The sequence below is a fragment of the Thermoplasmatales archaeon genome (assembly GCA_014361245.1).
GTDB lineage: Archaea > Thermoplasmatota > E2 > UBA202 > JdFR-43 > JACIWB01.
Map to the genome: position 1 here is coordinate 1 of JACIWB010000039.1, position 11,970 is coordinate 11,970.

Annotated in this window: 12 protein-coding genes; 11 read left to right on the forward strand and 1 reads right to left on the reverse strand. The window is 35.1% G+C overall.

Annotated elements, in window-relative coordinates; genetic code table 11:
- On the forward strand, nucleotides 1-255 hold a 255-nt coding region (rpsK, locus tag H5T45_06170; GenBank protein ID MBC7129296.1), incomplete at its 5' end, for a 30S ribosomal protein S11.
- Nucleotides 216-1,031: a DNA-directed RNA polymerase subunit D gene (locus tag H5T45_06175; GenBank protein MBC7129297.1), complete on the forward strand. Its 816-nt coding sequence runs from the start codon at nucleotides 216-218 to the stop codon at nucleotides 1,029-1,031. The genes rpsK and H5T45_06175, both read left to right, overlap by 40 nt.
- Here H5T45_06175 and H5T45_06180 read toward each other — a convergent pair.
- Nucleotides 1,026-1,829 carry an NAD+ synthase gene (locus H5T45_06180; GenBank protein MBC7129298.1) on the reverse strand — a complete coding sequence of 268 codons (804 nt, stop codon included), beginning with the start codon at nucleotides 1,827-1,829 and terminating at the stop codon, nucleotides 1,026-1,028. The two genes, H5T45_06175 and H5T45_06180, sit on opposite strands and share 6 nt — an antisense overlap.
- A 121-nt stretch (nucleotides 1,830-1,950) precedes the next feature.
- Between H5T45_06180 and H5T45_06185 the strand changes: the two genes are divergently transcribed.
- From H5T45_06185 to H5T45_06225, 9 genes are all read left to right on the forward strand, one after another.
- On the forward strand, nucleotides 1,951-2,112 hold the full coding sequence (locus H5T45_06185) for a hypothetical protein (GenBank protein ID MBC7129299.1): 162 nt from the start codon (nucleotides 1,951-1,953) through the stop codon (nucleotides 2,110-2,112).
- A 144-nt stretch (nucleotides 2,113-2,256) separates the two neighbouring features.
- Nucleotides 2,257-2,778, forward strand: a complete 522-nt coding sequence (locus H5T45_06190) for a hypothetical protein (protein ID MBC7129300.1) — start codon at nucleotides 2,257-2,259, stop codon at nucleotides 2,776-2,778.
- A complete protein-coding gene (locus H5T45_06195) occupies nucleotides 2,778-3,533 on the forward strand; it encodes a hypothetical protein (GenBank protein ID MBC7129301.1) in 756 nt (251 codons plus the stop codon). Before H5T45_06190 ends, H5T45_06195 begins: the two co-directional genes overlap by 1 nt.
- Nucleotides 3,534-3,718: 185 nt before the next feature.
- On the forward strand, nucleotides 3,719-4,318 hold the full coding sequence (locus tag H5T45_06200; GenBank protein ID MBC7129302.1) for a hypothetical protein: 600 nt from the start codon (nucleotides 3,719-3,721) through the stop codon (nucleotides 4,316-4,318).
- 113 nt (nucleotides 4,319-4,431) lie between these two features.
- Nucleotides 4,432-5,928 carry a hypothetical protein gene (locus H5T45_06205; GenBank protein MBC7129303.1) on the forward strand — a complete coding sequence of 499 codons (1,497 nt, stop codon included), beginning with the start codon at nucleotides 4,432-4,434 and terminating at the stop codon, nucleotides 5,926-5,928.
- 303 nt (nucleotides 5,929-6,231) lie between these two features.
- A complete protein-coding gene (locus tag H5T45_06210) occupies nucleotides 6,232-6,984 on the forward strand; it encodes a hypothetical protein (protein MBC7129304.1) in 753 nt (250 codons plus the stop codon).
- A 176-nt stretch (nucleotides 6,985-7,160) separates the two neighbouring features.
- Nucleotides 7,161-9,611: an N-6 DNA methylase gene (locus tag H5T45_06215; protein MBC7129305.1), complete on the forward strand. Its 2,451-nt coding sequence runs from the start codon at nucleotides 7,161-7,163 to the stop codon at nucleotides 9,609-9,611.
- A 3-nt stretch (nucleotides 9,612-9,614) separates the two neighbouring features.
- On the forward strand, nucleotides 9,615-10,976 hold the full coding sequence (locus H5T45_06220; protein MBC7129306.1) for a restriction endonuclease subunit S: 1,362 nt from the start codon (nucleotides 9,615-9,617) through the stop codon (nucleotides 10,974-10,976).
- Between the two features lie 137 nt (nucleotides 10,977-11,113).
- Nucleotides 11,114-11,947, forward strand: a complete 834-nt coding sequence (locus tag H5T45_06225; protein ID MBC7129307.1) for a carbon-nitrogen hydrolase family protein — start codon at nucleotides 11,114-11,116, stop codon at nucleotides 11,945-11,947.
- Nucleotides 11,948-11,970: the final 23 nt, after the last annotated feature.

The window sequence follows — 11,970 nt, forward strand, 5'->3', positions numbered from 1 at the left end:
GAGCCATCACCATACGCAGCAATGGTCGCAGCCCAGAGAGTAGCTGAGGAGCTAAAAGAAAAAGGAGTGGATTCATTGCATATAAAGGTAAGGGGAATAGGAAGGGGAAGGAGTAAAAGCCCCGGGCCAGGGGCGCAGGCAGCCATCAGGGCGCTGGCGAGAGCTGGCTTCAAAATAGGGAGAATAGAAGATGTTACACCTTTGCCTCATGATGGATGCAGGGAAAAAGGAGGGAGGCGCGGGCGAAGAGTATGAAACTTTCATTTCTTGAGTTAAAAGATAATTATGCAAAAATTTTGTTTGAGGATACAACCCCTCATTTTGTGAACGCTATAAGGAGAACTCTTATTTCAGATATTCCGAAGCTTGCGATAGAAAATGTGAAGATATATGACAATACTTCAGCTCTTTTTGATGAGATAATTGCCCACCGCCTTGCTATGCTGCCACTTCCAACAAAACTTGATTTGCTTGTTCCAAAGAGTGAGTGTTCATGCAATGGAGAAGGATGCCCTTCATGCACCGTTCATTATACTTTGAGCAAGGAAGGGGAAGGAACTGTTTATTCTGGCGATTTAAGAGCGGAAGACCCGATGTGGGAGGTTGTTGATAAAAATATACCTATTGTAAAACTAATAAAAAATCAACGCCTTATACTTGAGGCGGAGGCAATACTTGGTACAGCGAAGGAGCATGCAAAGTGGCAGGCAATATGCGGGATAGGATACAAGTATTATCCAGTAATAAGGATAAGCGAGGAATGCAATTTATGCGGTGAATGCATTAATGCATGTCCAAAAAATATACTTGAAATTAAAAACAACAAAATTATAGTTAAAAATGAGATAGATTGCACTCTTTGCAAAAGTTGCGAAGAAGTGTGTAAGTTAGAAGCTATAAAAGTAGAGGGAGACGAAAAAAGGATAATAATGCAATATGAAACAGATGACTCAATATCTGCAAAGGAAGCATTGCAGGAAGCATTAAAAATATTGAAAAAGAAATACGAAGAGCTTGAGGAAAATTTATAAAGGAAAGCGCCAGTCAATTCCTATTGTGCGGAATGATATTTTTGGGATAACAGGTAATCTTCTTTTGTGCTCTGTTTTTTTAACCATTTCATATATCCTTTTCACCTCTTCAATTCTTACATCCGCTATCTTTGATATTTCTTCAAAACTTTTCTGTCTTTCTATTCCATACAATATTTTATCCAATTTTTCATATGTTATGCCAAGCTCTTTCTCATCTGTTTGACCTTTCCACAGGCCGGCGGTAGGTGGCTTTTTCAATATTTCCTGTGGTATCCCAACATATCTGGAAAGCTGATATACCTGTGTTTTATATAAATCACCTATTGGAAGAATATCACTTGCTCCATCCCCATATTTAGTAAAGTACCCAACCATAAGTTCTGTTTTATTTGATGCACCGCAAACAAGTGCATTTTTTGAGTTCGCAAACTGGTAAAGAAATATCATCCTAAGCCTTGCTTTTATATTTCCTAGAGTAATCTCATCCATTTCACCACATGCATTTGTTATTGAATGCATCATTGGTGACAAATCAATAACTTTATAGGATATGCCTAAACTTTTTGCCATAAATCGAGCATGCTCCAAATCTTCGAGAGGAGTTGAAATATCTGGAAGGAAAATAGCATGAACATTTTCTTTTCCTATTGCCATTGTAGCTAATTTTGCAACAAGAGATGAATCTACGCCGCCAGATAGACCAATAACAATTTTATCTCTCATGCTCTTCTCCCTGTAATCTCTTATGAAGTTCAATATGATATTGAGGACTTCTTCTTCATTTATACTCAGCATGAAAAGATATACTAAAAAAGAATTTATTTCTTCCTATAGCAAAGTGAGCAATGAAAGGTTCATAAATATATAAGGAAAAATATATAAATGAAAAAAATATATGATTAGATGAGGAATAAGAATGTCTAAAAAGAGGAGAATAATCAAGCTTATTACTGCTGGAAAATATGATGAAGAAATCAAATGCTATGATGAGGCTATAAAGATAAATCCAAACTTTGCAAAGACATACGGTCAATTAATTGATAGACCAAATATAGGATGCCCTCGTGAGCAGGAATAATAATGACAGCAACTTCATCTAAAAGTTGTGCATTAAATGAAGTACTTCGCGAAATACCAATTTGAGAGCATAAATGAAATAGTTCCGTTATTTTAAATTAGGGACATTTTTCTGGGCGAAGCTAATAAAGGTTTAAATAGACCGTTGTCATATAAAAATAAAGGTGGTCTTAAAATGACTGAACAAAACTATAGAATCAGGATAAAACTCGGCGAGCGTGAAATTGAGGCAGAGGGAGATAAGGAGTTTGTTGAAAAATACATTGAGGAATTCAAAAAAGAAATATCGAAGATTCCTACGGAGTTGCCATCTACAGAAAAAATTATCACCCCAGAAATTCAAAAAGAGAAAATTGAGTTGGACAGACTCTCTTTAGCCGAATTCTATAAACGGAAGAACCCAAAACACCATAACGAAACTGTGGTTGTTTTTGCTTATTGGCTGAAAAAGAGAGAAAAGAAAGAAAAATTTACAGCAAAGGATATTAACGATTGTTATGAGGAAGCAAAAATCTCTAAACCTAGAAATGTAACGCAGCATATACAGGTAGTAGCTAGCGGTAAGAAGGCATATTTAACTCGTGGGCCTGGAAGGGGTTACTATAAGTTAACTCTTACAGGCGAAGAATTTGTAGAAAAAGAATTGCCCAAAAAAGTGGATGAATAATGGAGAATATAAAGAAGATTCTTTCTGGCAAGATCGATGCCGATTTAGTTGAACATCTGTTAAGGCGTTATAAAGAATTAAAACAAAAATTTTTCCTTGGGCAATATGAATCTAGTCAACTTAATTCAGCTAAATTTGTAGAAGTCGCTTTTAGAATCTTAGAGTATATCACTAAAGGGAGCTATACTTCCTTCAATAGAGAGATTAACATTAACGATCTTATAACATATTTAGAAAATTTGCCCAAGGATAAATATCCTGATTCCATAAGAATTCATGTACCGAGAATTCTCAAATCTATATACGATATAAGAAGCAAGCGAGGAGTAGCTCATGTTGGAGAATTAAATCCAAATCTTATGGATGCTACTTATGTTGTATCTAGTTGTGACTGGATTATGGCAGAATTTGTACGTTTGTATTACAGCAATGATGCGACTGAAGCACAAAAAATTATTAATTCAATTGTGGAAAGAAAGGTACCTATCATAGAAGAATTTGGAGAAGATATTAAAATTTTGAACCCCGATTTAAGTGTGTCTGATAAAATTTTATTAATTCTTTATAAAAGGCATCCCAATTATGTCTTAACCAGCGATCTAAAAAAATGGATAAAAACCAAGTCACCTGCTCACATTACAACTGTTTTACGCTGGTTAGACAATGAAGCTAAGATTTATCGTAAGGGAAAAGAAAATATAATCACTAGAAAGGGGATAGATTATGTTGAAAAGAAACTATCAACGAAACTTTAATTCGCCAAGTGAAACGCTTCGCCCTTCGGGTCATATAACAGCAGATAAAGGCTACGGTGCTACGCATCTTCGCCCAAATGCTTCGCCCAAATTGCCTTCGGCACTTCGCCCAAACCGCCTGCGGCGGCTTCGCAAAGCCCAAGAACGTTATACGCCATTCGCTTTAAGTCAATGGAGGTATCAAGATGAAACTTGAAGAAAGAGCAGAAGAAAAAAGAAAAGAGTTAACGGACATAGTCAAAGGCGTAATCCAAAATTATGACATTCAAAACAAAGAGGAAATATCCTCAGGAATAATAAATCACTTTTTGAAGATAACTCCTCCTGAAATGGAACTTAGAATGGAGTTAATCATAATAAGACAAGGAGGGGTGGGTGGTGGACGTAGCACTAAACCTGGGAATATTTGGTTGAATTGGAGAAAACTTTTGGTAGAGGGGAGTGAAAGCATTTTGACTGTTGCTGGAGCTATTGCTGTACCTTGGTTAATCCCCCTAGCAGGTCTTGTTGTTTGGAACAAAATTTGCTCAATGTTGACTATTGAAATTACGGAGAGGCACGCTGTGGTTATTTGGACCATGTGGTTAAATAAAGATTCGGAAAACTGCATTAAAGGGGACGTAATTTTAAACTTAGTAAACAAAGAGCTTTCGAAATATAATCGTCCTAAAATGAACCGAAGAGAATTACATAGGATATTGAAAGACTTAAAGGAAATGAAATGCATTGAAGAAGAAGGAAATAAATGGTGGCTACGAGAATGGGTAAAAGTTTTCTACGAGTGATTAAAAATGGCGAACGGCTTATAACATGGTGTATGTGGTTCACTTCGCTAACTTCCATACACCGAAAACGTTATATGAAATGCTAGATCCCACTATTTGGGGTAACTTAGAATATGCAAGGTCGTAGTTGGAAAAATATTGAATATAGCGTAGCAGAAGAAATTAAAAAATACCTTTTAGCAAATGGTGGCATCGAAGAGGGAATTAAAAGCCCACACGAAGAATGGCGAATTAAGTTCTCAGATTCTACATTTACATATTATAAGAAAGGTACACTTTATAGCACACCCTCAAATTCTAATGACCCCGCAGTATTCGCCGCATGGGATCATATTGTTTCTTTAGTTGGGTCATCTTATGTTCTTCCCACAAAAGACTTTCTAATTGGTTTAGATGAAACTGGAAAAGGTGAAGTTATAGGGCATACCGTTCTTACTGGCGTAATTTTTCCAAAGGAGATCTTTAAAAAAATTGATTTATTGGTAGGTCCTGCAGATACAAAGAAAAGGCATAAATTCGAGTATTGGGATGAAATCTTCAAAAAGCTAGACCATTTGAGAAGTTCAGGGCTGGATTTTCTTATTGAAAAAGTTCCCCCTTGGCATGTAGATAAATATAACTTAAATAAAATCATGGACGTAGTTTATCAAAAGATTTTGTCTATCTTTCTTAGGAAAGCTAAAATCGAAGATTGCAGAGTTGTTTTGGATGATTACGGAGTAGGACCTACATTAAAACGGTTTTTGAAATTTTTGGAAAAGCAGGGAGCGGAAATAGTAGTAACTACAAATTCAGAGAATAAATATCTTGAGGCAAAAACAGCATCTTTAATCTCTAAAAGAATAAGAGAGGCTGTCATAAAGGCAATTAACAATGAGCCTGAATTTCAAATAGATGGTTTATCTATAGGTTCTGGCAATGCTGGAGACAAGCAAACCTTAGAATGGCTCAAAAAATGGTATGCATCGGGCAAACAATGGCCCTGGTTTGTTAAGAAGTCTTTCAAGACTATTTGGGAAATAGAAGGAAAAAATGGGAAACCGAAGAAAGAGATACCTCCTATTAGAGAAGAATTACTATCAAAAGATTTCATTGAAGAATTCAATAAAGGGAATCTAACTGTAAAGTCCCTTTTTCTTGTATGTCCCCATTGTGGGGAAACAAACAGAGCAATATCTTATGCTATGTCTAAAGCGAAATGTCCTTCGTGCAATAAATTTATTGAAGATGCGGGCATAACTCTTAGATACTATTGCGGTTACCTTGTGCCAGATAGCAATATAATTATGAGAGGTTTATTATCAAAAGACCTTGAGAAGAGGAAATTTTTTGAGAATTTTACTATAATTATTCCTCCTGTTGTGAGAGGAGAATGCGATACACGAGGTGGGAAAAAAGAATTTGGGAGACTGGCAAAATTTGCATCAATAGGAAGAATAAATTTGGAAGGACCAGGCAGAGTTGAAGATATACCAAAAGGGTTATCAAATCTTGAACGAGATGAAAGAATTATGGATGATGTTTTAAAGTATAATGCTATATTTATCACAGCTGATAATCAAATGAAAGCTAATGCAATGTCAAAAAATGTATTTACAATATTTGCTTAAAAAGTTTGGCTGGCTTCCCGCTCTCTTGCAATTGCTTCGCAACCTTGTCCTTCGCTTTCATATAACATCCGATAAAAGGGCATCGCTCCTTGTCACCCAAATTGATTTTTCGTCAACTTCCTTCACTTGCAAAATGGTAAATGAAATTGGTGTTTGATAAAGAAGAGAGGGCACAATTAAAGAAGCATATAGATAAGCTAGAAAAACAGGTAAAAGAGGATTAGAAATAAAGGAGTAAAATATAAAAATCGCTGTTGCATCTAGTAATGAGTGTTAAACGTAATTGCTAAATGAAGTAATAATATGACAACAAGAAAAGAAAAAAGAATAGAAAAAATCAAAGCAAAGGCAATAGAAATACTTGAATCCAATTCTGACGGAGTTCGTTACTCAGAACTTGTGAGAGAAATAAAAAAAGAATTTCCAGAAATTCCTGTTAACACCATTCATGGAGTGGTTTGGAATTTGGAGGATCGTTTACCTGATGAAATTTATAAGCCTGCGCGCGGACTTTTTCGCCATGTTAAATTTAAGGAGAGAGAGATCAGCAAAGCATCAAAGGTTCCTCCTGAGACTGTAAGGGTTAGAGAAGAGAACTTCTATGAACCTTTTGCAAACTGGCTTGTAAATGAAATGGAAGAATGCACAAAAGCAATACCTCTGGGAAGAAATAAATTTGGAGGCAAATGGGGAACGCCAGATGTAATAGGAAGGCGAGAATCACGTAGAGGAGACATCGTTGAAGCACCTACTGAAATAGTTTCTGCAGAGATTAAAGCAGACACAAAAGACTTAATTACTGCATTTGGGCAGGGTTGTTCATATAAACTGTTTAGTCATAAGTCCTACATAGTGATCCCAAAGAATTCTTGTCAAGATGACATTGCAAAATTAGATTCCTTATGTATGATTTTTGGAATAGGTTTAGTATTATTTGATAGTAATAATCCGAGTAACCCTCAATTCGAGATTAGAGTCCGACCAACTAAACATGAACCTGATATGTTCTATGTAAATAAATACATGAAACTGATAGAGAAAGAACTATGGGAGTGAATAAATGAGGCAACTAAGTCTGATAGCAAACATACGGCTTCGCTATGCTTTGCCTAAATACTCCACAACTTTTTATCCGCAAGAGGTTAGGAAAAATCATGAAGGCACCGTTAGAATTAGATTTAAAATGGCGGAGTGAAATAAAAAAAATATATAAAGAATAAGAATATAAAAATATGGAGGCAAATAAAATGCCAGGTGAAAAAATCCAAAAAATATTCTCGGCACCAGATGTAAAGCATGGATTGTCATTGTTTAGTATAGATGAGATAAATGCTATTGAGAGATTAATAACAGAGCAGGATGAGAAGTATTTTATTAAATGCCAAATCAAAGACAGATTAAGAATAGCTAAGCCTGAAGAAATAGTTAGACAACTCTGGATTTATAGATTGCTTACTGAATATGGTTATCCTAAAGAACGAATAGATATGGAGAAAGTTATCTATTTTGGCTCCCGTATAGAACCTGGAGCTGCGGACATTGTAGTCTATCATGAGGATTTAGAACATTACTATATTTTGTTTGAAGTAAAAAGACCAAGCAGGAGCGCAGGTTTAGAGCAACTTAAAAGTTATTGTAATGCAGAGGGAGCTCCTATTGGTGTTTGGTCTAATGGAAATGAAATAATAAGGCTCCATAGGGAAGAACCTAATCTATTTGTAGAAATACCAAGAATTCCTAAAGTTTCAGAAACTCTACGGGATATATTAACTGAAAGGTGGACGCTTAAATGGTTAGAGGAACACGACGAACTAAAACAAGGCAAAACCACGCTAAAAAAGATTATATTAGACCTTGAGGAGCTCGTTTTAGGTAATGCGGGGGTTAAGGCTTTTGATGAAATTTTTAAATTGATTTATGCTAAGCTTTATGACGAGTGGAAGGGTATTAATGATCCAAACTATCAATTAGAATTTTTTGTGGGTGACAGGAGCCCCCAACAACTAAAGAAAGCTATAACTAACTTACTCGAGGGAGCTAAAAGAACCTGGCCGGGAGTATTTGAACCTACGGACAAAATAGAGTTAACGGATGAGCATTTGAAGGTTTGTGTGTCATTCTTAGAAAAAATAAAATTGTTTAACTCAAACTTAAGGATAATTGATGAAGCCTTTGAGTATTTGATTCCTGAGGTATCTAAAAAGAAAGAAGGACAGTTCTTTACGCCAAGACCTGTTGTAGATATGGTTGTAAAGATGCTAAACCCTAAACATGATGAATATCTCATAGATCCTGCTTGTGGTTCTGCAGGTTTTCTTTTGCATTCTGTTATGTGGATAGCAAGAGGAGTAATTACCGGCAAGGAGCTTCCTACACCAGCTAAGAATTTTGCACAAGAGAAAATCTATGGTATAGATTTTGCCAAAGAGGCGGTTAAAATAGCAAAAGCTATTAATTTGATAGTGGGAGATGGCAAGTCCCATATCTTTGGCGGTGGTCCCCATGGAAACTCCTTAAACCCCCTCATTTGGAACGAGGAGGTAAAAGCAGGTTTAAGACCACGACTTTTAAGATTCCCTGAAGACCCAGAAAAAGATAGAGATAATCAAGATAGATTTTTATATTTTGATTTTGACATTCTTATGACCAATCCCCCTTTTGCAGGCACAGTAAAAGAAAGGAATATTCTAAGGCTTTACAGACTGGCAGAGAAAAATGGCAAATTAGTAAACAAAATAGGTCGGCATATCCTCTTCTTAGAACGTTCATTACAGTTTATAAGACCTGGTGGAAGGATGGCAATAGTCTTACCTCAGGGATTGTTGAATAATACAAATACTGAATATATCCGCAGATTTATCATAGATAAAGCAAGAATTTTAGCTGTTGTTGGTCTGCATGGAAACACCTTTAAGCCTCACACCGGAACAAAAACAAGTGTTTTACTCTTGCGAAAATATACGGATGAGGAAAGGCGTAAAATTCAAGAAGTTAAAGCAAAATACGAGGGAGAATGGAATGATTTTATAGAAGAATTGAAAGCAAAATATCGAAATGTAAGCTGGAATTCTCCAATAGATGAGGAAGAAATACCCAAAGAGCTAAAATCTTTTATTGATACTTATTTTGAAACAAGAGAAGAATTAGAAGACGAACAAACAGAGGAAACGGAAATTGAGGATACAGAGGAAATTAAAAAGGAAAAACCACTTAAAGTTTTAGTTGAAGAATTAGAAGAACTGCAAACTCTTTTAAAAGAAAGGCAAGGGGAATTAAAAAGTGATATTTCAAATGAGAAGAAAAAAGAACTAAAAAAAGAAATTAGAATTTTAAACACTGGAATTGAAAAACTAAATAAAGAAATCTCTAAAAAAACTCTAGGCGGGCAAATTCACTTAGTTTTAACCCAAGAAAAGATAATAGAACAGTTTAAGGAATTCTGGCTTGATGGCAAGATTATGAAAGAGATGGACTATCCCATATTCTTTGCTGTAAATCAAAAACCACTTAAGGATAACAAAGGAGAATATAGATATGTAAAAAGACCTAATGGTGAACTTGTATTAGATGAACATGGGCATCCGAAAATTGATCATGATTTAGATGAGATAGCAGAAGCATTTATTAAATTTGCCAAAGAAAAATTAGCAAAAGGCGACAACGCTTTTGATTTTTGGAGGTAAATTATGGCTGTAGTAAGTATTGTAAAATTATCAGAACTTGAAGGAGCAAAGAGGATTGACCCAGAATTTTATCACCCAGAAAATGTTATTTCAAAAAAGATTTTGGAAAAAGTCGGAACAAGGAGAATTAAAGATTGTTTTTGCAGTGTTCGTCAAATTTTTGATCCACAAAGGCATGTTCTAAATGATACAGCGTTTGTTTTTAATTTATCAGATGTTAAATCATTCTTCCTTAGTGGTGGAAAAATTGCTTTATCTTCTGATGATGTTGGTTCTGCGAAAAAGATGTTTTCTCAAAATGATGTCCTAATATCTCGTCTTAGACCCTACCTAAAAGAAGTTAGTTTTATAGGTTTTAACGGAAAAATAAAATTGTGCTCCACCGAATTCATAGTATTGCGACAGAAAAATAAAAATTACTATCCAGAGGTTCTTTTTTCCTTTTTGATAACTCCTCAAGTTCAAAATATTCTTTTATGGAGTATAAGTGGAACAGAACACCCCAGATTCCATGAAGATTACTTTTTAAATCTGAAGCTTCCAAATTTTACTCCAGAAACTCAAAATAAAATAAAAGAATTAGTAAATGATGCGTGGAAGTTTTTCTCTAATTCTCAATCCCTCTACTCCCAAGCCGAAAACTTACTTTTAGAAGAGTTGGGACTAAAGGACTTCATGCCAAAATATGAACTTTCTTATACCGCAAATATTTCAGAAGCGTTTAAAGCACATCGGATAGATGCTGAGTATTTCCAGCCGGCCTACGATACCATTGTAGAGAAAATAATAGAGTATTCTAATGGTCATACTTCACTATTAAATTTTGTAGATAGTATTAAACCAGATTTCGATCCGACAAAATATCCAGATAAAACTTTTTCTTATGTTGAATTGGCGGATGTAGACGAATCCATTGGTATAATTCATAGTGCGAATGAAGTAAAAGGTGAAGAAGCACCAAGTAGAGCAAGAAGAGTTTTGAAGCAAAACGATGTAATTATTTCAAGTGTTGAAGGTTCATTAGAAAAAGTAGCCTTAGTAAATGAAGAATATGAGGGCTCTTTAGCTTCTACCGGATTTTTCCAATTTAGAGCTATAAAAATTCTCCCTCAAGTATTGTTAGTTTTATCGAAGAGTATTGTTGTTCAATTCCAACTTAAAAAAGAATGTGCGGGTACCATTTTAACTGCCGTGCCTACTGAATCCTTAAAGAGAATTTTAATTCCCATTATACCTGATGAAACTCAACAAAAAATCGCCTCACTTGTTCAACAATCCCATGAAGCAAGAAGAAAAGCAAAAGAACTACTGGAAGAGGCGAAAAGAAAAGTTGAGGAGGCAATTGAAAATGAAATAGGTAAATAATTAGCCAGCCCGTTATTTTGCGTACCTTCGCAACTCCGCGCTTCCTTCGCTCGGCTGGTGCTATCGCACTTGTCTAACAGCGTATAAGAAGAGAGAAAATTTTTTCTCTTGCAGAGGGAAAAGATGGAAAATCAATAATGAGTATTCAAGAAATATGTGGAGAAAAAGGAATAATTTTTGGAATGCCTGTTGAAGAAAGAGAGGGGATAATATATAATTCCGCTGTTTTTGTTAAGCCAGAGGGAGTGGAGATATATAACAAAAATTTTCTTGCAAATTTTGGACCATTTGAAGAAAAATTCTATTTTTCTCCTGGAAAAAGCCTGCCCGTTTTTAATTTTAAGGGATGGAAAATAGGCATTGTTATATGCTATGACATTTTCTTCCCTGAATTGGTAAAAGGAATGGCATTAAAAGGAGCGGATTTAATTGTATGTATATCAGCATCCCCATCCACAACAAGGAAGCAATTTGAAAGTGTTCTTCCTGTAAGAGCAATAGAAAATACAGCATTTGTATGTTATTCAAATCTTGTTGGAGAAGAAAATGGTTTATCCTTCTGGGGAGGAAGCAGGATATACAAGCCAGATGGAGAAATAATAAATAAAACAGAGTATTTCAAGGAAGAAAGCATATTATGCGATATTGATATAAATGAATTAAGGAATGCAAGAATTGCTCGCCCGACATTAAAAGATACAGTTTCAGATATATTCCTTGAGTTATATAACATTTCACGCTTTAAAGAAGTTTTTAATGAATATGTGAAGATCGGGATTGAAATGGGAGAAAAAGCTAAAAGAGAGATGAAAATAAGCGAGGTTGATTTGTATGGAAATGAAGATATAGCATTTGGAATAAAAATTGCAACAGGTTGCAGGGTAAATTTATATAGAAGCAATGAAATAAAAGCAATATTTAAGGGAGATAAAGAGATGGAGATAAAACCTGAAAACAACAAAACTTTTTAATAAGCCTTTGTATTCTATTTAAA